At 61.6% G+C, this 23,616-nt stretch carries 20 protein-coding genes, 1 tRNA gene and 2 pseudogenes; 11 read left to right on the forward strand and 12 right to left on the reverse strand.

Annotated elements, in window-relative coordinates:
• The first annotated feature begins 18 nt into the window (after positions 1-18).
• The 5 genes from hisC to AC4DF4_RS03830 all read left to right on the forward strand — a co-directional run bounded on the left by hisC (position 19) and on the right by AC4DF4_RS03830 (position 6,133).
• A complete protein-coding gene (hisC, locus tag AC4DF4_RS03810; RefSeq protein WP_490046791.1) occupies positions 19-1,125 on the forward strand; it encodes a histidinol-phosphate transaminase in 1,107 nt (368 codons plus the stop codon).
• A gap of 118 nt (positions 1,126-1,243) precedes the next feature.
• Positions 1,244-2,488 (forward strand): hypothetical protein, encoded by a 1,245-nt coding sequence (locus AC4DF4_RS03815; protein WP_490046792.1) that lies wholly within the window; start codon positions 1,244-1,246, stop codon positions 2,486-2,488.
• 8 nt (positions 2,489-2,496) lie between these two features.
• Positions 2,497-3,855, forward strand: coding sequence for a tRNA uridine-5-carboxymethylaminomethyl(34) synthesis GTPase MnmE (mnmE, locus tag AC4DF4_RS03820; RefSeq protein ID WP_490046793.1), 1,359 nt, complete (start codon positions 2,497-2,499; stop codon positions 3,853-3,855).
• Between the two features lie 516 nt (positions 3,856-4,371).
• Positions 4,372-5,373 (forward strand): amidohydrolase family protein, encoded by a 1,002-nt coding sequence (locus AC4DF4_RS03825; protein ID WP_490046794.1) that lies wholly within the window; start codon positions 4,372-4,374, stop codon positions 5,371-5,373.
• A gap of 100 nt (positions 5,374-5,473) precedes the next feature.
• Positions 5,474-6,133, forward strand: a complete 660-nt coding sequence (locus AC4DF4_RS03830) for a DUF3313 domain-containing protein (RefSeq protein ID WP_490046795.1) — start codon at positions 5,474-5,476, stop codon at positions 6,131-6,133.
• Positions 6,134-6,257: 124 nt separating this feature from the next.
• On the opposite strand, the pseudogene AC4DF4_RS03835 reads toward AC4DF4_RS03830, so the two are convergent.
• The 5 genes and pseudogenes from AC4DF4_RS03835 to rpsM form a co-directional block, all read right to left on the reverse strand.
• Positions 6,258-6,425, reverse strand: a pseudogene (locus AC4DF4_RS03835) (ISAs1-like element ISVer2 family transposase); the annotation flags it as partial.
• Positions 6,426-6,481: 56 nt separating this feature from the next.
• A pseudogene (locus AC4DF4_RS03840) lies at positions 6,482-6,535 on the reverse strand (hypothetical protein); the annotation flags it as partial.
• Positions 6,536-6,697: 162 nt separating this feature from the next.
• On the reverse strand, positions 6,698-7,309 hold the full coding sequence (gene rpsD, locus AC4DF4_RS03845; RefSeq protein ID WP_490046796.1) for a 30S ribosomal protein S4: 612 nt from the start codon (positions 7,307-7,309) through the stop codon (positions 6,698-6,700).
• A 24-nt stretch (positions 7,310-7,333) separates the two neighbouring features.
• Positions 7,334-7,888 (reverse strand): 30S ribosomal protein S11, encoded by a 555-nt coding sequence (gene rpsK, locus AC4DF4_RS03850; protein WP_490046797.1) that lies wholly within the window; start codon positions 7,886-7,888, stop codon positions 7,334-7,336.
• 15 nt (positions 7,889-7,903) lie between these two features.
• Positions 7,904-8,272 carry a 30S ribosomal protein S13 gene (gene rpsM, locus AC4DF4_RS03855; RefSeq protein WP_488258281.1) on the reverse strand — a complete coding sequence of 123 codons (369 nt, stop codon included), beginning with the start codon at positions 8,270-8,272 and terminating at the stop codon, positions 7,904-7,906.
• Between the two features lie 259 nt (positions 8,273-8,531).
• On the opposite strand from rpsM, the gene AC4DF4_RS03860 reads away from it, so the two are divergent.
• From AC4DF4_RS03860 to AC4DF4_RS03875, 4 genes are read left to right on the forward strand one after another with little or no spacing between them, the layout of a single operon-like run.
• Positions 8,532-9,554, forward strand: a complete 1,023-nt coding sequence (locus tag AC4DF4_RS03860) for an AAA family ATPase (protein WP_490046798.1) — start codon at positions 8,532-8,534, stop codon at positions 9,552-9,554.
• A 2-nt stretch (positions 9,555-9,556) separates the two neighbouring features.
• On the forward strand, positions 9,557-10,450 hold the full coding sequence (locus AC4DF4_RS03865; RefSeq protein WP_490046799.1) for a DUF58 domain-containing protein: 894 nt from the start codon (positions 9,557-9,559) through the stop codon (positions 10,448-10,450).
• A 7-nt stretch (positions 10,451-10,457) separates the two neighbouring features.
• Positions 10,458-12,437, forward strand: coding sequence for a BatA domain-containing protein (locus AC4DF4_RS03870; RefSeq protein WP_490046800.1), 1,980 nt, complete (start codon positions 10,458-10,460; stop codon positions 12,435-12,437).
• Positions 12,438-12,489: 52 nt separating this feature from the next.
• Positions 12,490-14,694, forward strand: a complete 2,205-nt coding sequence (locus AC4DF4_RS03875) for a hypothetical protein (RefSeq protein WP_490046801.1) — start codon at positions 12,490-12,492, stop codon at positions 14,692-14,694.
• Here the strand turns inward: AC4DF4_RS03875 and AC4DF4_RS03880 are convergent.
• From AC4DF4_RS03880 to AC4DF4_RS03890, 3 genes are all read right to left on the reverse strand, one after another.
• Entirely contained in the window at positions 14,650-15,375 is a 726-nt protein-coding gene (locus AC4DF4_RS03880) for an HAD family hydrolase (RefSeq protein ID WP_490046802.1), read from the reverse strand. The genes AC4DF4_RS03875 and AC4DF4_RS03880 overlap by 45 nt on opposite strands.
• Before the next feature lie 39 nt (positions 15,376-15,414).
• Positions 15,415-15,807: a hypothetical protein gene (locus tag AC4DF4_RS03885; RefSeq protein ID WP_490046803.1), complete on the reverse strand. Its 393-nt coding sequence runs from the start codon at positions 15,805-15,807 to the stop codon at positions 15,415-15,417.
• Positions 15,808-15,890: 83 nt separating this feature from the next.
• Entirely contained in the window at positions 15,891-16,643 is a 753-nt protein-coding gene (locus AC4DF4_RS03890) for a 7-carboxy-7-deazaguanine synthase QueE (RefSeq protein WP_490046804.1), read from the reverse strand.
• A gap of 67 nt (positions 16,644-16,710) precedes the next feature.
• Between AC4DF4_RS03890 and AC4DF4_RS03895 the strand changes: the two genes are divergently transcribed.
• Together AC4DF4_RS03895 and AC4DF4_RS03900 are read left to right on the forward strand one after the other, a co-directional pair.
• Positions 16,711-17,241, forward strand: coding sequence for a cob(I)yrinic acid a,c-diamide adenosyltransferase (locus AC4DF4_RS03895; protein WP_490046805.1), 531 nt, complete (start codon positions 16,711-16,713; stop codon positions 17,239-17,241).
• A gap of 77 nt (positions 17,242-17,318) precedes the next feature.
• A tRNA-Ser gene (locus AC4DF4_RS03900) sits at positions 17,319-17,405 on the forward strand.
• Between the two features lie 302 nt (positions 17,406-17,707).
• Here the strand turns inward: AC4DF4_RS03900 and AC4DF4_RS03905 are convergent.
• From AC4DF4_RS03905 to AC4DF4_RS03920, 4 genes are all read right to left on the reverse strand, one after another.
• Positions 17,708-18,925 (reverse strand): alpha/beta hydrolase family protein, encoded by a 1,218-nt coding sequence (locus tag AC4DF4_RS03905; protein WP_490046806.1) that lies wholly within the window; start codon positions 18,923-18,925, stop codon positions 17,708-17,710.
• A 212-nt stretch (positions 18,926-19,137) separates the two neighbouring features.
• Positions 19,138-21,570, reverse strand: coding sequence for a DUF6288 domain-containing protein (locus tag AC4DF4_RS03910; RefSeq protein WP_490046807.1), 2,433 nt, complete (start codon positions 21,568-21,570; stop codon positions 19,138-19,140).
• Positions 21,571-21,650: 80 nt separating this feature from the next.
• The gene (locus AC4DF4_RS03915) at positions 21,651-22,478 is read right to left on the reverse strand and encodes a GDSL-type esterase/lipase family protein (RefSeq protein WP_490046808.1); all 828 of its coding nucleotides are present in this window, start codon (positions 22,476-22,478) and stop codon (positions 21,651-21,653) included.
• A 15-nt stretch (positions 22,479-22,493) separates the two neighbouring features.
• Complete coding sequence (locus tag AC4DF4_RS03920; protein WP_490046809.1) at positions 22,494-23,450, reverse strand: sialate O-acetylesterase; 957 nt, start codon at positions 23,448-23,450, stop codon at positions 22,494-22,496.
• Positions 23,451-23,616 lie beyond the last annotated feature (166 nt).

Consider the following 23,616-nt stretch of genomic DNA (forward strand, 5'->3'; position numbering starts at 1 on the left):
TCCTACTTTGCCGCCGCAATGACGATTGACCAATACGCGAACCGATTTGTGTGCGACCTCGTGGCCTATGAGCCGGGAAAACCGATTGATGAAACCGCCCGCGAGCTCGGGCTCGATCCCTCGCAAATCGTCAAAGTCGCCTCAAACGAAAACCCGCTCGGCCCGTCTCCGCTGGCGAAAATCGCCATGCGCGAGGCGCTTGAGGAGGCCCACATCTATCCGGACGGCGGCGGCTACCGCCTGCGCAGTGCCATCGCCCAATCTTTCGGGATGGACCTTTCCAACGTCGTGCTCGGCAATGGCTCCAATGAAATCATCGAGTTGCTGTGCCACACGTTTTTGAACCGCGACGCGGAACTCATCGCCGCGAAACACGCTTTCGTGGTTTACAAGCTGATGGCCACGCTGTTCGGCGCGAAATACATCGAAGTGCCGGACCCCGGCTTCGTGCACGACCTCGATGCGATGGCGGATGCGATCACCGACAAGACGCGTCTGGTTTTCATCGCCAATCCTAACAACCCAACCGGCACGATGGTCAGTCAGCAGGCGATCGACCGCTTCATGGCCAGGGTCCCGGACCACGTGATCGTCGTCTTCGACGAAGCGTATTTCGAATTTCCCGACTCGCCGCCGGACGCGCTCAAATATGTCAGGGAAGGCCGGAACGTCTGCGTGCTGCGGACGTTTTCGAAAATCCACGGCCTCGCCGCCTTGCGGGTCGGCTACGGATTGGCCTCGGAAAACGTCGCCACGCTCCTGCAAAAAGCGCGGCAGCCGTTCAACGTGAACGCCATCGCCCAAGCCGGCGCCCTCGCCGCGCTCGCGGACACGGACCACATCGCAAAGACCCGCTCGGTCAACCGCGCCGGCATGGCTTTTTATGAGGACGCCTTGGCCGCTAGAAACCTGGAATACGTCCCGAGCTTCGCCAACTTCCTGCTCGTCAAAACCGGCGACGGCGACCGGGTCTTCCGCGACATGCTCAAGCAAGGCGTGATCGTCCGCGCGATGAGCAGCTACAAGCTCCCCGACTGGATCCGGATTTCCATCGGCACCGAGCCGCAGAACCGCCGTTGCATGGAGGTGCTGGATTCCGTGCTGGCAGCCACGGCGGCGGCCTGAAGTTTCACCGCCCGCATTTGACAGAGCGGTTCTGATTTCCTAACTTTTCATCATGGCAGATCTTGTGAGTCCAAAGCCCCAACGGGAATTTTATTGCCGGGACTGCGCCGGGAAAATCGTGATTCCCGCGGATCTTCCACCGACGACCGCGCCCTGTCCGCATTGCAGCGGCGTGATCACGTCGCCCGAGCTTGAAGTCCCGGTCGCGCCCGTCGCGGCATTCCAGCCTCCGCCGCCGCCAGCCCCTGTCGTGGAGAAAACTCCGCCCGCTCCTCCCGCGGAAATTCCTCCAACTCCCGCTTCCCTGAAAACCGAGGAACCGCCGGCCAAGGAGCCCCCCCCGGAACCCGTCCCGTCTCCCCGCAAATACGCGCCCAAAGCAAGCAAGCCGCAGCGCAGCGGTCTCATTCCTGCCATGCTGGTCCTGCTCGCGCTGTTTCTGCTAGCTCTTGGCGGGGTTTATTACACCTCGTTGGAGATGGGCCAGAACATCGAACCGCCAACCGTCAAGGCCGCCTCGGGCGACCCGAAGGTCAACGAGGCGAACTACATCCGGGTCGGCTGGCAGAAAGACGCCTATCAACTTCTTCGCGGCTACATGGCGGCCACCAGCGACAAGGAAAAAGTCCCCTTCATTCTCAACGGCGGCGAACTCGCTTCCAAGATCGAAGACTTCTACGGCGGCGGCGTCATCAATGATTCGGACACCCCGGCGGAGGCGTTTTCGATCTATGAACTCTCCGAGGAAGATCGCAAGCGCGGCCTGTTCATGATGATTTACGACCAGCCGCCGCAGTTCGACATGAAGGAATTCTTCCGGCCGCTCGCCAGTCTCGAAGTCCAGTATGGCGTGGATGAAGCCGACCTGCTTCTCAGCACTTTGGCCCGCGTCGGCAACTTCGCCATGGAACCCCTGCGGGTGCATGCCTTCTTCAAACGCACTGATGGCGGCCTCAAGCTCGACTGGGAAATCTTCGCCCAAACCAAATACCGCACGCTCCAAAACTTCGTGGAGCTGCCGGAAGTCGGCCAAACCGGAGTCTTCCGCGTCTTCCTCGTCGAGGATGTCCCCGACAAGGGCCGGGCGGTCGCCGGCACCCGCACCTACCGCGTGGCCGATCCCGCTAACACCGGCGACACCGCGCGGGTCAACGTCAAGGTGGACTCCGAAATGGGCCGCGCCCTTTCCATCATCAACTGGCGCGGCACCAAGGAAAACCGCCCGATCACCCGCACCGCGACGGTGGAACTCAAGTGGGGCGGCGAGCCGACCGCGCCGGAGTTGGAAATCAGCCGTTTCATCTGCTGGGAATTCCTCGGTCTCGGTGGCCGCCAACCGTCCGCCTCGGCATCGACGAAGTGACTAACCGGATGGAAACCATTCCAGATCCGCACCGCACAACGATCGCGGCGATCGCCACGCCGCCCGGGATGGGCGCGGTCTCGTTGCTGAGGATTTCCGGACCCGACGCGATCCGGATCGCGGACCAGGCCACCGGCGGCATGGCTTCTTCCCTGATGCCCCGCACCACCCGCTATTGCAAGATCCGGGACGCCGACGGACAAATCCTGGACGACGGATTGATGACGGTTTTCCGCGGCCCCAACAGCTACACCGGCGAGGACAGCTTCGAGTTCACCGGCCACGGCGGGATTCTCGTGACTCGCGAAGTGCTGGCCCGCTTTCTCGCCTGCGGCGCCGTCGCCGCGGGCCCGGGCGAGTTCACTCAACGCGCGTTCCTGAATGGAAAACTCGACCTAACGCAGGCGGAGGGAGTGATGGACCTGATCTCCGCGCAGACCCGGCTTTCGCTGCGCGCGGCCCGCAGCCAGCTTGAGGGCACGCTCGGCCGGCGCACCACCGAGGCCCGCGACCAGTTGCTGGAAACCCTCGCCCATCTCGAAGCGTGGATCGACTTCCCCGAGGAAGACATCGACCCGCAAACCGGCGCATTGCTGCGCGGTCGCGTCGGCTCGGTCCTCGCCGTGGTCGATTCCCTGCTTGCCACCGCCGACCAGGGACGGGTGCTGCGTGAAGGCGTTAGGACCGTGATTTTCGGCGAGCCCAACGTGGGGAAATCCAGCCTGCTCAACCGCCTGCTAGGATTCGAGCGGGCGATCGTCAGCGACATCGCCGGCACCACCCGCGACACGATCGAGGAGGTCGTCAATTTGCACGGCATCCCGCTCCGGTTAGTCGATACCGCAGGCGTCCGCGAAGCATCCGACCGGATCGAGGCGGAGGGCATCCAGCGCACCGTCAGGCAGATTGAAGCCGCCGACCTGCTGTTGGAAATCGCCGACGCCAGCCAACCCCGACCCGCCGACGCCATCCTTCCCGCGACCGCCGCCAAGCGCCTGCAAGTGCTCAACAAAACAGATCTCGGCGAGCATCCATCCTGGACGGGAATCGAGGCCGTGCGGCTTTCCTGCACTACGGGTGCGGGCTTCGATCTGCTTTCCGACGCCATCCGCGACTCGCTTCATTTCAGCGAGGCGGACTGGGGCGAGCACGCGGTCGCCATCAACGCCCGCCATCAGGCGAGCCTGCAACTCGCCCGCACCTCGCTGCTCGCCGCGCTGGAACTCCTCGACGACCTGTCAACCGACCCCGAGCTCGCCGCGATCGATCTTCGCGAAGCCTTGGACGCGCTCGGCGAAATCCCCGGAAAGGTCGATACGGAGGATCTGCTCGGCGTGATTTTCAGCAGCTTCTGCATCGGCAAATAACGTGATACAGGCATTTCCGCCTGTTTTTCCAGGCGTGACGGCCGCCCCATGCGCCGGAGACGGCCTTCGCTTGCGCCACCAACCGCCTCCGGCGCTTTGACCTATTCGACCGGAGTTTTTCAATCCGCTCTGGACACGCGGCTGGTCCCCGAAACGGCTCGACTGCCAGTAACCAGCCTTCGATCGCTTCACGAAGATTCGTCTCCAGTTCTGGAAGTGTCTCTGAGGTGAAACATCGGGGCACGGCTGGCACCTCGGCCCAGAATCCGCCTTCCCCAGCGTCGTTAATAATGGCTTTGAGTGTCATAAGAAGTGGAGAGAGGTTGGCAGTGGAAGTGCTATGCAGGCATGCCGGATCCAGGAAGAAATCTTTCGTCCGCCTGCGCCGGTGGAGTTTGTGGCGGCCTCACACCACGCAGTCCGCAGTCCGACGGCCTCCGCCTACATCACTGGAAATTCAATTCGCCGAGGGATCTTCCTGCTTGTGCCGGACCCTGCCGCATCCATTCTCGGCAGGTGCACGGATCGACAGGGAAAACTGAAGCGGAAGCGACGCGGGCGAGGGTGGATTGCCACGTCCATCTGGTCGGAAACGGCCGGAAAGGCAGCGGTTGCTGGATCAGGATGGCCGGCTGGCATCGCTTCATGGGGGGAATGATGTGCCGCATGATCGGGATGCCGGTCGGGTTCGAGCACGACGATTTCGACGAGGTCTATGTCCAGCGGCTTTCGGGATGGGTCAGGGAGTCGTCGATGGACCGGGCGCTACTGTTAGCTCAGGACGAGGTTTACAACGAGGACGGCGGGCGGCGGGATTTCGGCTCTTTCCATGTGCCGAACGACTACCTGTTTTCCGTTTGTGAAAGGCACCCGGAGTTTCTTCCCGCCGTCTCGATCCATCCGGCGCGGCGCGACGCGCTGGAGGAGCTCGACCGCTGTCTCGCCCGCGGCGCGCGGGCTTTGAAGCTCCTGCCGAACTGCCACGACTTGAATTGCTCGCGGCCGGCGCATGACGCTTTCTGGGAGAAAATGGCGGAAGCCGGACTGCCGCTGCTGGCGCACACCGGCGGCGAAATGACGGTGCCGGTGGCGAACGTCCTCTATCAAGATCCGGCCTTTTTGCGGCGGCCGCTGGAAATCGGGGTGAAGGTCATCGCCGCCCACGCGGCGAGCAGCAGCAGTTTGTGGGACCGCGATTATTTCGACGACCTGCTGGAAATGATGGCGGAGTTTCCCAATCTCTACGCCGATACCAGCGCGCTGAACACGCCGTTTAGAAGCGCGGCGCTGCGGCGGATTCTGGATTGTGATTTGTTGGAGCGCTTCGTCCACGGTAGCGATTTTCCCGTTCCGGTGGGGACCTGGTATGCCCGGCTCCGCGGCTTGATCGACGGCGAGTCGCGGGCGCGGGCGGCGGGGATTTCAAATCTGATCGAGCGTGACGTCGTGCTGAAGGAGGCGATGGGGTTTGACGAGGCGCATTTCACCCGTCTGTGGCAGGTGCTGCGGCCGGTGTGAGGACGACGGGACCTTGACCTCTGGCTGGATGCGTGACAGAAAAAGCCACGAAGCGGGCGCATTCACCGGACCGCCGATTTCATAACCAACCAACGATCTCATGAACATCATCACACGACTTGGCATGTTTGCCACCGCAGGGGCCGCACTCGCGCTTTCATCATGCGCCACCGGCGGCAAATCGCCTTCCGGGATTCTATCGAATTTCGCGCAGCTGGACGCCGGCTACGGCACGGAAAACGCGGTCTCCTCCTACCTCAAGCCGGGCGCGGACCTCAAGCAATACGACAGCGTGATCATCGATCCAGTGACGACCGTGGTTGCCTCGCCGGGCGTGAGTCCCGCGGTGACTGACCAACTCGCCGCCTACCTGAGCGAGTCGTTGCGCAGCCAGATGACCGGGGAACTGAAAATCGTTAGCACTCCGGGGCCCAAAACCCTCCGGGTCCGCACGGGCCTGACCGACGTGATCAGCGCCGCACAGGCCGGCAAGGGCATGACCGCTGTGCATCCCGCGCCACGCGCCACCCTGTCCGGCAATCTGGGTTCCGCCGACGTGGCGGGCTTCGTTTCCAACGTGGCGTTCGAGGGTGAAATCCTCGACTCCGTCACCGGCGAACGGCTGGTGGCGCTGGTCGATCATCGTCTCGGATCGAAGCGCGAGGCGAGCGCGAAAACCTCATGGGCGGCCGTCCGCAGCGGCGTGAACCAAGGTGTTGTGAGACTCCGTGACCGCTTCAAGGCGGTGAAAGCCCACTAACGGCTAATCCCGGTTTGTTCTCAAAGCCCTGCCGGACTCGGTCCGCCAGGGCTTTTACAATTCGCTTGGATTTCAGCTCTTTTTGCAAAGAAGCGCATGGAAAATCGTTAGGTCCGGCGCATCTGAAAATTGAGAAGCGAAGGAGGTGGTTGTGGTCCCATGAGGCGTTGAGTCGCTTGCCTTTGATGCCTCGCCTCTTGGTTTTCTCACGGTTGAGCAGGTTGATGGCCATGCGTCTGACCGTGGGGAGGTTCTCGGCCGAAAGGCCGGCTCTTGCCCGGCTCTGGTCTTCCTGGTCCACTCTTCGACCGCCTCGGGATTTCTCTCGCAGGCTCTGCTCAGCGGCTTTTGCGAAGTGATGTTCTGGCTGGCCAAAAGACGTCCCGCGGCTGTCGGTTCCATCTCGACGCCGAATTTCCCCCAAAATCATCTCGGCTACGATCTTCCGTCTCCAGAGTCCGAAGTCGAATCCATATTGCCGCGGTTTCAAAACAAGGATCCACACAAAAAAACGGCCGGACTCTCGTCCGGCCGTTTTTGTTAACCAAGCCGGCGGATGCCGGATTAGCGGGAGTAAAGTTCGACGATGAGCTGCTCGTTGACGAGCGGATCGATGTCTTCGCGATCAGGAATCCGGGAAACCGTGGCTTCGAGCTTGTCCTTGTCAACCGTGAGCCAGTCCTTGATGGACATGGCCTGCGTGAGGTCGGTCATGCGGTTGACGAGTTGTTGTGAGGAAGGGCGGGCACCGACTTTGATCACGTCGCCCGGCTTCACTTGGAAGCTGGCGATGTCAACGGTGCGGCCATTCACAAGGATGTGACCGTGGTTGACGGCTTGACGCGCGGCCTGGCGGCTGTTGCCGAAGCCAGCGCGGTAAACCACGTTGTCGAGACGGCACTCGAGGAGTTGGAGAAGGATCACACCGGTGATGCCACGGCGGCGGGAAGCTTCTTCGTAGTAACCGCGGAATTGCTTTTCGAGCACACCGTATTGGAAACGAAGCTTCTGCTTTTCGCCGAGGGCGACGGAGTATTCACTCTTCTTTTTACGACCGGCACGGACGCCGTGCTGGCCGGGCGGGAAGTTGCGGCGTTCAAATGCCTTGGATGGGCCAAAGAGGGAAACACCGAAACGGCGGCTGATCTTTGCGCGTGGACCTGTATAACGTGCCATATAAGAATTTCTAAAAAGGTTGGATTAGACGCGGCGGGCCTTTTTAGGGCGGCAACCGTTGTGAGGGATCGGAGTCACGTCGCGGATCGAGAGGATTTCAAGACCGAGACCCTGGACGGCACGCACGGCGGATTCGCGGCCGGAGCCTGGCCCCTTGACGCGGACATCCACTTCCTTGAGACCGTGTCCCATGGCTTGGCGGCAGGCGTCTTGCGAAACCACTTGCGCGGCGTAAGCCGTGCTCTTGCGGGATCCCTTGAAACCCATCTTGCCGGCGCTGGACCAACCAATGGCATTGCCACTTGGATCCGTCACGCTGACGAGGGTGTTGTTGAAAGTCGCGGTCACATGGACGATGCCGCGGGTGATGTTCTTGGAACCCTTGGCTTTGTGAATCTTGATCTCTTCCTCGCCTCCGCCGATTTCGGCGAAGATGTCGCGCTTGACGTCCTTTTTCGGCGCCTCTCCAACAGGAGTGGTGGCCGCCGATTCAGGAGCAGGAGTGGTGGCGGGTGCTGGAGCTGCTACGGGCTCAACTACCGACTCTACGGCAGCTTCTTGGTTGGTTTCTTCAGACATGAGTAATACGGAAAATTATTTCTTAACGCCGACCGTCTTCTTCTTGCCCTTGCGGGTGCGGGCGTTGGTGCGGGTGCGCTGGCCACGGACTGGCAATCCACGCTTGTGGCGGATACCACGATAGCAGTTGATGGATGTCAGACGCTTGAGCTGGGATTGGCGCTCACGACGAAGGTCGCCTTCGACGATGATCGACTCGGACGTGATCACCTGCGCGATCCGGACCAATTGGTCCTCGCTGAGCTGTCCGGTGCGGATGTTGGGGTCGACTCCTGCGTGCTCGAGGATCTTTGCCGCCGTAGGGCGGCCGATGCCAAACATGTAGGGCAGAGAAGCTTCGATGCGCTTCTCATTGGGAATTTCAATGCCTAGGATACGTGCCATGATGTGCGTGATTTCGCGTGACCGCGAGAGGATGGCCAGACTTCTCTGGCGACTCCGCGGGGCGGGTGATTTAGCAGACCGCCGGGGGCTGGCAAGCGGGAAATGGAAATTTTCGCCAATCCGCGAAAATTTACCACCCGCGTGAAGCAGGAAACCTGCGAAAATTCCCGCCCGGCTTTGAAGCCAGCCTTATTTGGCGACTTCCCTTCTGGACAAAACAGAGATGCTTCTTAGCTTCGCTTGCACTTGCATTACACCCATGGAAATCCCGCACGACTTCAGCAGCCAACTACCACCCGATGACGTCGCCGCCATCGATGAACTCGGAAAAACCTACCAAGCGTTCCGCGCTGAGCTCGCCAAAGCAATCGTCGGTCAGGACCAGGTCATCGAGCAACTCGCGATCTGCCTTTTCGCCCGCGGTCACGCGCTGCTGATGGGAGTGCCCGGCCTGGCGAAAACCCTGCTGGTTTCCTCCGTCGCCCAGACTTTCGACCTCTCCTTCAACCGCATCCAGTTCACGCCCGACCTGATGCCCGCCGACATCACCGGCACCGATATCATCCAGGAGTCCGGTGTCGGCGGCCGTCGCGAGTTCCAGTTCATCAAGGGCCCGGTCTTCGCCAACATCGTGCTCGCCGACGAAATCAACCGCTCCCCGGCCAAAACCCAGTCCGCCATGCTCGAGGCGATGCAGGAAAACAAAGTCACCGTCCTCGGCAACACCTACACGCTGCAGCCGCCGTTTTTCGTCCTCGCGACCCAGAACCCGATCGAACAGGAAGGCACCTATCCGCTGCCGGAAGCCCAGCTCGACCGCTTCATGTTCCTCATCGAGGTCGGCTACCCGTCCTCCAACGAGGAAAAGGAAATCGCCCGCGCCACCACCGGCACCGCCCGCCAAGTCCTCAGCCACCTGCTCGACGGCGAAAAAGTCATCGCCTACCAGCAACTTGTCCGCCGCGTCCCGGTTCCCGAGCACCTCTACGACTACGCGGTGAAAATTGTCCGCAAGACCCGCCCCGGCGAACCCGAGTCGCCGCAGTGGATCAAAGACACCGTCGGCTGGGGAGCCGGCCCGCGCGCCGTGCAGTATCTCATCCTCGGCGCAAAATCCCGCGCCGCCCTCCGCGGTACCTACATGGCTTCGCTCGAAGACCTCGAAGCCATCGCCTCGTCGGTCCTCACCCACCGCGTCATCACGAATTTCTCCGCTGAATCGCAGGGGATGACCTCCAAGAAAATCGTCGAGCGATTGATCAAGGAAATGCGGGAGGAGTGAGCATGAGCCACTCCTTCATCGACAACACCCTGCTCTCCCGCCTCGCCTCGCTGCCCATCGAGGCGCGCGCGCCGATGTTAGGAAACGTCGCCGGCAAGCACCGCTCGCCCCACCGCGGATCGTCCGTCGAATTCGCCGAATACCGGAAATACGTCGCCGGTGACGACACCCGCCGGCTGGATTGGAAAGCCTTCGCCCGCTCGGACCGCTTTTACATCAAGGAATTCGAAGCCGACACCAACCTCCGCGCCTACTTCGTCGTCGATGCCTCCGGTTCGATGAATTTCAGCGGCGGCGGCGAGTCGAAAATCCAAGTCGCTCGTCGGATTGCCGCGTCGCTCGCCTACCTTCTCGTCAACCAAGGCGATGCCGCCGGGCTCTCGATCTGCACCGACAAGCTCCACCTCGAAGTCCCGCCCAGCCGCCGCGCCGCCCACCTCGAACGCTTTTTCTCCACCCTCGGAAAAGTCCAGCCATCCGGCGAAACCGGCCTCATCCAGGCGCTCCACACCATCGCCGAGAAAATCGGCCAGCGCGCCTTCGTCGTCATTCTATCCGATCTCTTCACCGACACCGCCGCCCTCGGCGACGCCCTCCAGCACCTCCGCTACCGCAAGCACGACATCTCCGTCTTCCACCTGATGGACCCGCTCGAACTCGGCTTCGAGTTCGACCGCCCGCACCGCTTTGTCGATCTTGAAGACGGCACCTCCATCGTCGCCGAGCCCAACCTCATCGCCGACGAATACAAATCCGCGCTCCGCGATTTCCTCACCACCGTCCGCGCCAAGTGCCACGACGCCGCCGCCGACTATCAGCTCGTCACCACCGACACCCCGCTGGAACCGCTGCTCCGGGATTTCCTCACCGCGCGGCTGCCGAAATCGAAGCATTAACTGAACCATGCTTTTCCTCAATCCACTCCTCCTCTGGGGCCTGCTCGCCGCAAGCGTCCCGGTGTTGATCCATCTGATCAACAAGCGCCGCCACAAGACGATCCAGTGGGCGGCCATGCAGTTCCTGCTCAAGGCGACCCGCGAATCCCGCGGCAAGAAAAAACTCCGCCACATCCTCATCCTCACCTGCCGCGCGCTCGCCATCGCCGCGCTCGCGTTCGCCGCCGCGCGGCCGATCGTCTCCGGCCTCATCGGCTGGGGCGGCGGCTCCATCGACACCGTCGTCCTATTGCTGGACCGCTCGGCCTCCATGGAAACCAAGCCCGGCGACGGGCTTGCCCCGCGACGCCAGATCGTCATCGAAAAAGTCCGCGACGCCATGACCAGCCTGGGCGCAACCCGCCTCGTCCTCATCGACAGCGCCAGCGGGAAACCCCAGGAAATCCCCTCGCCCGACGTCCTCACCGAGATCGCCGCCACCGCGCCCACCGACACCGCTGCCGACTTCCCCACCCTGCTCGCCCGCGCCGCCGAATTTCTGGCAGACACCACCGGGCGCTCCGAAGTCTGGCTCGCCTCCGACCTCCAAGCCTCCAATTGGCACCCCGAGGACGAACGCTGGGCCGCCGCCCGCGCCAGCCTCGCGGCGCTGCCTCAAAAGCCCGCCGTCCGCGTCCTCTCACTCACCGGACCATCCGCGCCTAACACCGCCATCCGCATCCTCGGCTCGCGCCGCTCCGGCGACGAAATGCTCTTCGATCTCGAAATCCTCCGCGCCGCGGACTCACGCGGCAGCACCACCCTCCCGCTCACGACCAATCTCAACGGCACCCGCACCACCGAGACGCTAACACTCCCCGGCCAGTCCCTCCGCTTCCAAAAACGCGTCACCCTCCCCAGCGGCAGCGCCACCGGCTCCGGCTGGCTCTCCATCCCCGCCGATGGAAACTCCCGCGACAACTCCACCTTCTTCGCCTACGGCCCCGCCCGCCCGGTCAAATCCGTCATCGTCGCGCCCGCAGGCGAAGCCGCCGACTACCTCGCGCTCGCCGCCGCGCCTCCGGGCTTCGGAAATCAAGCCACCCAGCGCATCGATCCCGCCAGCGCCGCCACCCTCGCCACCGGAGACCTCGCCGCCATCCTCTGGGCAGCGCCCCTTCCCACCGGTCCGGCCCAAGAATTGATCTCCCGCTTCCTAACATCCGGCGGCCACGTCGTCTTCTTCCCGCCCGGGATTTCCTCAGACGATTCGTTTCTCGAACTGAAATGGTCAAATCCCGCCGAAGCCCCGGCAGGGAAATTTTTCATCCTCAAGGACTGGAATCGAAGCGACGGCCCGCTCCGCGACGGCATCGACGGCACACCCATCCCCGCCGAGCGACTCAAAGCCATCCGCCGCCAAATCCCGCTCGGCGACGCCACCGCCCTCGCCCGCTGGGAAGACGGCGAGTCTCTCATCACCCGCCGCATCGTCGATCACGGCACCGCTTGGTTCGTCGGCTCGCTGCCGGATTATACCTGGTCTAACTTGGGCGACGCCGACGTCCTGCTCCCCACCGTCCAGCGCGTCATCGCCGCCGGAGCCGACCGCTTCGACGCCTCCTACCTCACCACCGTCGGCAGCGACACCGCCCAACCTCTCGCCGGAGAAACCCGCACTCGCCTCGACGACTACGGCACTCAAGATCCCGCCAACGCCGCCCACGAATCCGGCATCTTCCGCCTCGGCGAGCGCCTCCTCGCCGTCAACCGCCCCGCCCAAGAAGACAACCCGGAAATCCTCACCCGCGAGCAACTGGACCAAGCCCTCGAAGGCACCCGTTACACCCTCCTCGACCAGGCCGGCCAAGCCGACGACCCCTCGCTCTCCCGCGACGTCTGGCGCGCCTTTCTCATCGCCGTGCTTTTCTTCCTGATCTCCGAGGCCATCCTCTGCCTGCCGAAGAAAACGCATCCGCAGGTTCTTCCAACAAAAGCCGTCGCCTGACTCAAATACATAGGTCCTATAAAACCTATATGACCTATACTTTTCGATCCCCTTGCTCCACCTCTCCCCCACTCCCCTGACCCTCTGGATCGGCATCATCGCCTTGATCCTCGTCGGCGCATTGTCCGTGATTTCATGGAGACGCAGCCCCCACCGCGGACGCACCGCCGCGCTGGAATGCCTGCGTTTTCTATCCGCACTCGCCGTCGTCCTCCTGCTCTGGCAGCCCGAGTGGCTGACCACCCTCCATCCCGACACCAAACCGCAGATCGCGATTCTCTGGGACGACTCCAAGTCGATGACTACCGTGGATGCCACGCTGCCGCCCGTCCTATCCGAAAAATCCGAAGTCGTCTCCCGCGCCGACTGGGTGAAAAAAGCCCTCGCCTCGGACCTCTGGAAACCCCTCGAAGCCAACGGCGCGAACGACCTCACCGCCCTGCCCTTCGCCACTCCACCGGCGGCAAGCAGCGCCATCGCAGGCACCGATCTCGAAGCTCCGCTCGCCGATCTTCTCGCGAAGCAAAGCAACCTCCGCGCCGTGGTCCTGCTCAGCGACGGCGACTACAATCTCGGCCAACCGCCCGTCGCCGCCGCCCAGAAACTCCGCCTCCGCGGCATCCCGCTGTTCCCCATCCCCATCGGCAGCAAGGTCCGCCTTCCCGATCTCGACCTCCTGTCAGTCACCGCGCCCACCTACGGCATCGTCGGTGAGAACGTGCAAATCCCCTTCACCATCCGCTCCTCGCTCGACCGCCAGGTCCGCACCATCGTCCGCCTCCGCGACGAATCCGGCCGCGAGCGGACCAAGGATATCATCATCCCGCCAAACGCCGAAACCTACGACTCCATCCTCTGGCGCTTGGAAAAGGAAGGCAGTTCCACCCTCGAACTCTCCATCCCCGTGGCCGATGGCGAGCTTGTCGCAACTAACAATTCCCGGAAATTCACCATCGCTGGCCGGCCGGAGAAAATCCGCGTCCTCGTCATCGAAACCCTGCCGCGCTGGGAATACCGCTTCCTGCGCAACGCGCTTTCACGAGATCCCGGCGTCGAGCTTTCCTGCCTGCTTTTCCACCCCACGCTCGGCCCCGGCGAGGGCAAGGACTATATCAAGGAGTTCCCCTCGAAAATCGAGGACCTCGCCAAATACGACGTCATCTTCCTCGGCGACGTCGGCGTCGGAGCGGACCAACTCACCGCCGAACAATGCGAGCTCATCCGCGGCCTCGTGGAAAACCAAGCGTCCGGACTCATCTTCATGCCCGGCTCCCAAGGCAACGAGTTTTCCCTGCTGGGCACCGGACTCTCCGACCTGATGCCCGTCATCCTCGATTATGAAAACCCGCGGGGCGTCGCCGAATCCATCCCCTCCCCGCTCACCCTCACCACCGAGGGCCGCGCCTCGCTGCTCACCATGTTAGGAAACAACGAGGAGGAGAACCCGGAAATCTGGCGACGCCTCCCCGGCTTCTACTGGCACGCCCCCGTCGTCAAGGCCAAGGGCGGCGCGGAAGTCCTCGCCGTCCACGGCAACCGCCGCGGCAAATACGGTCCCGTCCCGCTGCTCGTCACCAAGCCCGCCGGCAGCGGCAAGGTCCTCTTCATGGGCATCGACTCCGCCTGGCGCTGGCGGCGCGGCGTCGAGGATCTCTATCACTACCGCTTCTGGGGCCAGGTCGCCCGCTGGATGTCCTATCAGCGGAACATGGCCGCCGGCCAGCGCGTCCGCCTCTTCTTCAACCCGGAGCGCCCCGAGCCCGGCGCGTCCGTCACCCTCAACGCCAACGCCTTTGACCCTAACGGCGCGCCGCTCAAGGAAGGCAGCGTCGCCGTGGATCTCACCGCGCCCGACGGCCGCACCCAGCGCATCGAGCTCCAGAAAAACGACACCGCCTGGGGAGCATTCAGCGGCCGCTTCAAGGTCGATCTCCCCGGACCTTGGAAACTCCGCGCCACCGCCACCGGAGCCGAGGACAAGCCGCTGGAAACCACCATCCTCGTCCAAGGCGTCGAGATCGAAAAAGTCGGCCAGCCCGCCCGCCCGGACGTCCTCGAGGAAATGGCCAAGGTCTCCCGCGGCCGCGTCATCCAGCCCGCCCAACTCGCCGATCTCATCCGGGAAATCAACGCCCTCCCCGAGCCGCGCCCGCTGGAAAACCGCATCCCGCTCTGGTCCCACTGGGCCACCGTCGCCGCACTCGTCACGCTGCTAGGCATCTTCTGGGTCGGCCGCAAGCTCAACGGCGCGTTCTGATTCCCCCAAATGTGTCCCGGCTGTCTCAGCCGGATTCAGGTTCAAGTCGAGCAACTCCCCCGGCTCGTTGACCAGCTGATCCGCCCCGGCCGCTAGCAGCCGTTCGCGGTCGTGAAAACCCCAGGTCACGGCGATCGCCCGCATGCCGGCGTTGCGGGCGGTTTCGATGTCCATCGTGGAGTCGCCGATGACGCAGCACTCCGCCGGACTCAGACCGAGCGCGTCGGAAATTTCGAGGGCTCCGGCGGGGTCCGGCTTGTGGGGAATGCCCTGGCGCTGGCCTAACACGACTGCGAAACGAACGCTCGGGAAGAGTCGTGAAACCATCACGACCGTGAACGGATGCGGCTTGTTGGAAAGCACCGCGAGCGGATAGCCGCGGCGTTGCAGGGATTCCAACAGATCCGTGATTCCCGGATAAATGATCGTGCCGGTCTGCCAGCCGAGATCGTAGTGGGCTTTGAAATCCCGCTCGATCGTGTCGAGCAGTGCCTCGTCAGCGTCCGCCGGTGAGGCGCGCCGGATCAGGATTTTCACGCCGTTGCCGATGAATCCCCTCACCGCTTCATGGGCGTGGACGGGCAAGCCGGACAAGGCGAGCGCGTGATTCAACGAAGCCGCGATACCCTGCAAGGAATCCACCAAGGTGCCGTCCAGATCAAAAATCAAACCGTGTTTCACCCCGCGAAACTGGCGGGATCGGAAGCGATGGGGAAGCGCTTAAAACCCGATCAGGCTCACCAGCTCGTTGTCGCTGAAATCCTCCAGGTGATCCACGGCGGCGATCAGGGTTTCCGCTTCCGCGATTTCCTGAATGACGGCGGCTTGGGGAGAATCCTGCATCGAGATTTGAATGCCCGGCTCAGGCGACGACGATCCGACCCACGAGACCACCGTGAAAGCGAGGGCGGCGGTGGCGGTGGCAAGACCCGCTAATGGAACAGGGGAAAACAGCCGGCTCCACCACGGTTTGGCCGCCACGGAAAGTCGCGCCGCACGGACGGCGTCATCGGCAAACCGCGCGCCCGCCGTCTTCGGCGGCGCTTGGTCGAGCAGCTTCCAAACGGCGTCGGATTCCCAGGAGTTGTCGGGAGGAAGCGAGTTGCGATTCATGATATTGCGAGGTTTGACGTTTGGGTAAACCCGCTGCCGGTCCGAAAGTTGCGCTTCTCTTCTCAAAAATGCAACTGGCCGGCTCAGACCCCGCGCTTATCGCCCCAGAGACGGATGTGGAGCCGGTCGCAGTAGCGGAAACCGCGATCCCGGCAAACCCCGGCGAGCCATGCGGCGTCGCGGTCGATTTTCTCACAAGTGCGCCCTTCCGGCATCAGCAGCACGCGTTGCCGCGGCAGCGCGTGGGCAAGACACAGCGCCTCGATTTCCTCAAGATCCGCCGGCCCGGCCACCACGAACTTGAACCACGCTTTCGGCGATTTCGCGAAAAATCCAAGCGCCTCGGGATTGATCCGCAGCGACTCCGGCATGCCCGCGTTCGAGAGTTTCGGGGAGACGTTGAACTGGCTCACCGCCTCATGAAATGCTGCCGAGGGAATGCGCGTCGCGTTGGTTTCCACCTCGAACTGGTGCTCCGGCTGGCGCTCCCTGATGTGGCCGATCATTTCGAAAAACGCCTTTTCCTGCACCAACGGCTCGCCGCCGGTGATCACCGTGCGCGGGCAGCCGAACGCCAAAACCCGCTCCGCCGCGTCCGCCGGATCGATCTCGCAAGTCACATCCGCCTTGCGGAATTTCGCATACCCCGGCAGCGCGTCCTTCTCATGCGGCCACGGCGTGCCTTCGAAATTCCACGTGTGATCCGTGTCGCACCAAACGCAGTGGAGATTGCAGCGCGACGCCCGGATGAACACGGCGGGCGCGCCGACGCTCACGCCTTCGCCTTGGATGGTGTGGAAGATTTCAGGGCCGTCGCCGAGTTTCGCGAGTTTCATGGACACCCCGGAGAAAACACGGATGAACTCGGATGGACATGAAATTTTCCACTGCTAGTCTCCGCGCATGAGCATTATTTCAGGTCGCGGCGATTCGGGGGAAACGGATTTGATGTTTTCCAAGCGCATCGCCAAAACCTCCCTGCGTGTCGAGGCGCTCGGCTCCGTCGATGAACTCAACGCCGCCCTCGGCCTCGCCCGCGCCGCGGAGGGACAGGCCGACATCGTCACCATCATCGACGGCATCCAGGCGCGACTCGTCGGACTGATGGGCCAGCTCGCCACTCTTCCCGGGGACGAGCAGAAATATGTGGAGAAAAAATACGCCTATCTCAGCCCGGAGGATCTCGAATGGGTCACCGCCACCGCCCACGAATACGAAAAGCGCGGCGTCCGCTTCACCAGCTGGGCCCGGCCCGGTGCGGAAGGCTCGCTGGCCCGCGCGGGCTTGGATTATTCCAGATCCGTCGCCCGCCGCGCCGAGCGCGCCGTGCTCGTTTTGCACGAATCCGGCCAACCCGTTCCGGAAGTCGTGAGATTGTTTTTCAACCGCCTTTCCGACCTCCTCTGGATCCTCGCCCGGGTGGAAGATCGATGAGTCCGGCAATTGATTTCCAAAGATTTCAAAAAGGGGTTGCCAAGTCCCGATCGAGTTCCTAGCGTCCCGCCCTCCAAGGGCAGGTGTCAGAGTGGTCGAATGAGCACGCTTGGAAAGCGTGTGTGGCAGCAATGTCACCGAGGGTTCGAATCCCTCCCTGTCCGCTCTTGGTTTGTCATGACCGATTTACGTCCTGATGCTCATTCATGATCTATTCTGGGTTAGTTTGATGAAAACCAGGCCGCCAGCAGCCGGATCCCAGCGCCGGCGCCCATGCCACTACTCGCACAAATCTCAATTGTGCCTTTAATCCTGAGTGAGCGCGCGCTACTTTCCGGCAGGCCGGGCGGTGACGCCGACCGACTCCAATAACTGCGGAATGAAGTCTGCGTATGCAGTGGAGTATAAGAGCATATCGTCTTCCTTCAGGAGTTCGTGAGGTGGATTCGATACTAGGAGAAGCTGTTCAGCTTCCTCCCATTCGTCTTTGATTTTCCAGTGGGGGAAAGGCGAGCACGGCGATCTCGCGGTAATCGATGGGCAGCCCGTCCTCGCCTTTCGGCGCAAGCGGCACTACGGGAAAAGGCAGGACCTGAGAGAGGCTGGCCGGACCCTGGACGGTGATGTCGGAATGATAGATGCCCTTCATGGACTCCTGCGGTTTGATCCAGCTTCCGCCCGCATTCCAACTGCTTGAGGCCACCATGCCCAAATGTAACCCCAAGCGGTCCGCCTGCTCGATGGCATGGTTGACAGCCTTGAGCGATTCAGGACCGAGGAAAGGGGGCCCGGCCGGCACCTTCTCCTCCGGATGGGTCCGGATCACACCAATGTCCCAGATCTCCGCGCCGGACATCCCCTTGGCCTTCATCTCCTCAAGTTCAAAGGTGAGGCGGTCCAAATCCACATCGCCGTTGATCCAGTCCCAGAACGCGCCGGGCCGAGCCTCCATCGGCGGATCCTGGAACAAGGCCGCCGTGGGTTCGCGACTCGCCGCCGGGCTGGCCTTTGCGATGACAAACTCGACCAACTCCTCACACTGGAAGAAACCCTGCCACATGTTATGTCCTTGGCCAGCCGGAATGCGCATCCGTATGTTGCCGCCCAGCTCGCGGTAACGACTGGCAAGCAAGGCGGAGTTGTCTTTCAGAGGCACCACATCATCCGCATCGCCGTGGATGTGAAAAATCGGCACGCCGGCTTTTGCCAGTGGAGCGAGGCGGTCGATCGGGTTGTGTTGCGCGAGTTGTTCTTCGAGTTGCGCCGCGGTCAGGCCATAGGCACCGCAGGCCTGATCGAGCCCGGGCCAACTGCGGAGGTTGCAGACCGGATAGATACCGGCGATGCCGCCCACCGACTCCGGATGCTCGGCGGCCCAATTATAGAGCATCAATCCGCCGCGACTGCGTGCTAGCAAGCAAGGTTTCGCACTGAACTTGCGATTCTTGACAAGTTCGTTGTAGAGGGCGGTGAAGTGGGCGCGTCCTGCTGGATTGCCATACGATTCACCCACATCTATGCCCGCGATGGCGATGCCATTGTCCAGGAAGCGCTTAAACATCCAGCGCTCTTCGGCTCCTGGAAGATTCGACAGCGTAGGCGCATACCAGACCCACGGCGTGGGGCGGTTCGGGTGGAGGTTCTCAGCCGCCGGGAGAATGACAAACGCGGTGCGGCCGGCCACTTCGAAGACCTCCCCGGGAAGCGGCAGCGTTTTCGCTGGTTTCGGCGCGTCGGCCGCCAGGACCGGAGGTGAGGCGAGCGACAGGAACGATACCAATACCACCGCGAGCGCGAGTAGATATTCAGGGATTGGACCGATGTAAATGCAGCAAAGCGGTCGTGAGCGCGGGATGATAAATGTTTTCATGACAATGATTCAATGGTTGGAGAATGTCAGCGCCTGACGGCACGCAACTTCGGTTGGGTGGTGGCGGATTCGATGGCCTTGATGGCTTCCTCCACGGCACCGACGCGCTGGTCGTTGAGTGCCCCACCGGGAAACTCGTGGCGCTCGACCTCGGCGTTGAAGCTGGCAATGAGCTCCTTGAGCGCCGGGATCTGCGGCTTGGCGGCGGATCCGTAGCCGGTGATCATTTTCATGATCTCGCCCGTGCGAGTTTGGCTGCCATGCCCGCCCTGGGTTTTCGCCAGACCGACCGCTGCCGCGATGCCTTCCTGGAAATGATATTTGGTCAGCGCCTTCAAGCCCGCCATGCGGATCACATTGTTGAACATGGTGTCCGCCGGACTGGGGCTCTCCACCGCCGCGAGAATGACCGGGGCGAGCGCAACGACGTCATCCTCGCTGAGTTGGTTCTGAAAGCAGTGTTGGAGCGTGGCACGGGCCATGCCATCGGGATTGGTCGATACCGAACGGATGGCCTGGTTGCGCAACTTGGGATCCACTTTGTTGAGTTCTTCCCTCAGCGGGCCGGAGAACACGGCGGCGGCCAACTGGCCGTGCGCGATTTGCACGGGGTCTTCCCAACGGATCGGCCATGAGGGTTCCGCCGTCGCTACAAGCGCCTTGAGGATGTCTTCGATGGCCGGCTTTGCCGTTGCTCCCATCTTCTTGATGGCCGCAGCGGCTTTGTGACGCACCCAGCGGTCCTGGTGGGAAAGTTGTTTCACCAAAACCGGCAGGGCCTCCGCCGTGTTGAGCAGTCCCAAGGTCTCACTGGCACCCTGAATGCGGTGCGGATCGCCGCTGTCGGCGAGTTTGATAAGTTCGGGCACCAATGTCTTGGACTCTGGACGTGTTGCCAGTTCCTGCGCCGCCCAACTGCGGACAATGGGCGACCAGTTGCCGAAGGCCTCGACGAGTTCCTCCGGGGTCATTTTCTGCCGGTCCAGATCGAAGCGCCCTGCGGCGACGGTGAGGGCGGCCTGGTTCTTGTCGAGCCAACCTGATGGATCGGCATCGCGACCGGTAATGACCAGCTTGCGCAAGGGCAGCGCGTAGGTGAGCACATAGGTGGCGGCGGGACTCAGCCCGTTGTAACTGCTGTTTCCATAGTAGGTATTGTCATGCGTCTTCCCGGCTCCGTATTGTTCAGCTCCGTCATAGGTGAACGATCCGTCCGAGCGGCGGACCAGATCAAGGTGCCACGAGGACTTCCGGAAGAACGCGGCTGCAGCCTCGGGGCCGCCGGCGGCCGCACCGAGGGCGCTCCACAGATAGCTGAAGCCCTGCCCGGTGTGACCGTATTCGCGACTCGGGTATCCTGCCGTGGCCATGCGGGCGAAGAACTCCGTCTCCTTCGGCTTGTTGCCCATCGCGGAAAACATCACTGCGGTCGTGGAGTTCTTGCCGTTGTTCTCGTGATACGGCCATGGTTCGTGTTCGCCGTAGGGAATGGCGCCTTTGTCGGTGAAGTAGCCGAAGAACCCGGCGGCGCGGACGATGGCCTGATCGATTTCCGGGTGCTTCACACCGCATTTTTTGGCGAGCACGATGGCGAGGTTGGCCGGTAGCCCAGCTGAGTTCACGGGACCGTAGGGTGGCACGGAGCCGTTGAATTTCCCGTCCTTGGTAAGTGCGGCGAAGCCATGGCCGAAGGTCCCATACATGCTCTGGCCGCGGGCCAGCAGAAGGGCGCTTTTTTCGATCGCGGGCAGTATCTCCTGGTCGCGGGTGACCATGTAATTCTCGCAGAGAAACACCAGGCGATAGCCCATGTGCCATGTTTTGCCCCAAGTGGGTCCGGCGGGCTTCTTGTCAGGATCGGGATTTTCCTTGGCGAGGCCGTGGGCGAACTCGCGCAGTTTTGGCAGGTATTCCGGCTTGCCCGTCGCAAGCAGGGCAAGGCCTTGAACCGCACCCGTCCACCCGCCCGTCAGCTCCTCCTTTTCGAGCACCTTGCAGGCGTTTTCGAAAATCCGTTTGGATTTCGGGCAGTCCCATGGCGCGGTATCGCTGTAGGTGCCCAGCACCGCGAGCTTGAGTGTGAGTTCCTGTTCTTGGCCGCCGCGTGAAACCAGCAGCTTGAGCACGCCGCTCTTGGCTTCCGTTTCCGCTTCCTGAATGGCTAGGGCGATGCTCTTGCGCGCGTCGTCGCCGAAGGGCTTGCCATCCACACCGAGGATCACATCATCCACCTTCACGACCCCGTCAGCCGGAGAGCCGGCGCCCACGTGGGTGACCAGGATCTGCCGGCTGGCAAGGGTGGTGCGGCCCTGCGCGGCATCCAGATTGTTTTCCGGCTTGGTGTAAATCCAGCCGCGCAAACCCGTCGCACCCAGATTGTAGGTGGCCTTGCGGTCCACCGCCTGAGTGTCCTTGGTGAGATCGGGAACTTGTGAGAAAAGCGGGCTGGCAATACCCATTGCGAGTGCGGCCTGAATGATGGTTGATTTAATTGATAATTGCATAATTCAGGCTCTAACTGATAATTGTAATTGACTGATCACTTTCCGAGCAACCCGGTCAGCATAGGCTCCATTGCCTTTGCCCACTCACGGTAGCCCTCGGCGTTGGGATGAAGTGCGTCGGGCATAAGATCCTTCCGCAACATGCCGTCTGTCGCGAGAAACGTTTCTTTAAGATCGAGCCAATAAACGGTTTTATTGTCAGCAGACGTCTTCAGAATCCCGTTGAGCTGGTCGTTGCGGATTCTGCCTGGGTCGGTCGGCTTCCACTCGCAGGGGAAGATGGCCAGGAGCAGGATCTTCGAAGCGGGCAATCTGTGATGGACTTCTTTGAGTATGGCCAACACGCCCTGGGCCGTATCCCGTCCTTCGTTCGCCGGCTCGCCGCGATTATTGGTTCCGATCATGATGACCACGACTTTAGGATTCCGTTCTTTCATCCCGTCCAGTCCGCCGTCCTGAATATGCCACAACATATGCGAGGTTCTGTCACCACTGGAGGCGATGTTGACAGCGTTGCGGCTGCCATAATGTTCGTTCCACACCTCGTGTCCCTCGCGGCACCACTCGAATACGATGGAATCCCCTATCATCAGAATATCCACTTTCTTTTCGGTCACCCACCTCTTGCGGTCTTCGTGGTGTCTTATGAACTCTGTCCATCCGCCTTTTGCCCGTTCATCGGCTCGCGAATCAGCCTGGGTCGCAGAAAGATCCTTTGCATAGGACGGATCTTCCCACGGCATCTTTTGAGGGGCCGGGGAGGGTGCGGCCTCGACGGCGAAGCAGACCGGCGAGAGGACACACAGCAGTGCTGCGGTTAGGATCACAGTTGGTTTCATTTTCATTGATTCGTTGGAAATCATCGTGACCGACCTCGATCATCGGGACGCCGCGCCGGACTGAAGCGGCACCTCACAGAAGGTCAGGGCAGCGATTCCGTTTTCACCGATAAGCAGAGTTTCCTGTTTCCAGTTCACCTCTTTGAGATAGGTGATGTTTTTGGCGGTGGATGGCGATTTGAGTTTCAGTGTTAGAATATGTCCCTTTGTGCTACCGCTGACGATATGGTCAGGCTCACCGTCGAGATAGAATTGGTTTGCGAGTAAATCTAGCCACATCACGGGTTGATCGAACTCGAGTGCGATCGTGTCTTTTGTTGCGTCAGCAAAAGCGGCACGCTTCAGGTTTGACGCTGTTAGAATCTTGGTTGGCTTCAAACCGTAGTGGTCCCGTTCGATGATCGGTTGCACCATGCGCGCGAATTCCGCCCACCCCTCCAACGGATAGTGGCAGCCGCCCGGAGGTTTCACACCCAGCGTGGAGAGGATGCTCATGTTGGAAAAGAGAGAGGGCAGCGTGCGCTGTTTCTCGCGCAACATATCGCCAGATCCGATATTTCCGCCCATCCCGCATGAGTTCGGCCAGATCTGGAAAACATAATAATTCTTCACATTCGGAAAGTCTGTTTTCCAAGCCGCAGCCATTTCCTTGAACAATTCATGGTAGGTCTCCCATCCGTAACCGCCGGTAGGTCCATCAGAGCCCTGATTATTTTCACCCTGATGCCACAGAATCCCGCGGATGCCGTGCGTCAACTTCGCCCCTTCCACTCGCGTCAATAAACTGCCGTAAAGCTTATAGGGATTAGTCCATGGATTATCACCGCTGGTATCACGACGATTTTGCGGGTTAGGCAAGTGCTGATCGATGCGTGTTCCACCCGCTGCGGCATTGAGGATGAAAATAGGCATCTTTTGACTCTCAACCAAACGCTTGGCTAGTTCCATGCCCCACCAGCCCAGCTCGGCCTTCTCGCCCTTTTGTGCTTTCCACACTGGATAACACCACAGGTTTTCTGTTTCGCCGGGTTTATTAAGGGGAAATTTTTCTTTCCGTTAAATTGTTAAAATCTCAGCGGGCTGGCTGATGGACATTTGATACGAGAACTTGATCTCCCCAGCAAGCTCGGATTGCTCTTTCGCGCTGGGACGGGCCGGTGGA

It is taken from the genome of Luteolibacter sp., from assembly GCF_058122085.1.

Excerpts from the sequence above, each read along its gene's own strand:
- hisC (WP_490046791.1), top strand. The coding sequence starts at position 19 with ATGACGATTGACCAATACGCGAACCGATTTGTGTGCGACCTCGTGGCC.
- mnmE (WP_490046793.1), top strand. The coding sequence starts at position 2,497 with ATGGAAACCATTCCAGATCCGCACCGCACAACGATCGCGGCGATCGCC.
- AC4DF4_RS03830 (WP_490046795.1), top strand. The coding sequence starts at position 5,474 with ATGAACATCATCACACGACTTGGCATGTTTGCCACCGCAGGGGCCGCA.
- rpsD (WP_490046796.1), bottom strand. The coding sequence starts at position 7,309 with ATGGCACGTTATACAGGTCCACGCGCAAAGATCAGCCGCCGTTTCGGT.
- rpsK (WP_490046797.1), bottom strand. The coding sequence starts at position 7,888 with ATGTCTGAAGAAACCAACCAAGAAGCTGCCGTAGAGTCGGTAGTTGAG.
- rpsM (WP_488258281.1), bottom strand. The coding sequence starts at position 8,272 with ATGGCACGTATCCTAGGCATTGAAATTCCCAATGAGAAGCGCATCGAA.
- AC4DF4_RS03860 (WP_490046798.1), top strand. The coding sequence starts at position 8,532 with ATGGAAATCCCGCACGACTTCAGCAGCCAACTACCACCCGATGACGTC.
- AC4DF4_RS03865 (WP_490046799.1), top strand. The coding sequence starts at position 9,557 with ATGAGCCACTCCTTCATCGACAACACCCTGCTCTCCCGCCTCGCCTCG.
- AC4DF4_RS03870 (WP_490046800.1), top strand. The coding sequence starts at position 10,458 with ATGCTTTTCCTCAATCCACTCCTCCTCTGGGGCCTGCTCGCCGCAAGC.
- AC4DF4_RS03885 (WP_490046803.1), bottom strand. The coding sequence starts at position 15,807 with ATGAATCGCAACTCGCTTCCTCCCGACAACTCCTGGGAATCCGACGCC.
- AC4DF4_RS03890 (WP_490046804.1), bottom strand. The coding sequence starts at position 16,643 with ATGAAACTCGCGAAACTCGGCGACGGCCCTGAAATCTTCCACACCATC.
- AC4DF4_RS03895 (WP_490046805.1), top strand. The coding sequence starts at position 16,711 with ATGAGCATTATTTCAGGTCGCGGCGATTCGGGGGAAACGGATTTGATG.
- AC4DF4_RS03910 (WP_490046807.1), bottom strand. The coding sequence starts at position 21,570 with ATGGGTATTGCCAGCCCGCTTTTCTCACAAGTTCCCGATCTCACCAAG.
- AC4DF4_RS03915 (WP_490046808.1), bottom strand. The coding sequence starts at position 22,478 with ATGATTTCCAACGAATCAATGAAAATGAAACCAACTGTGATCCTAACC.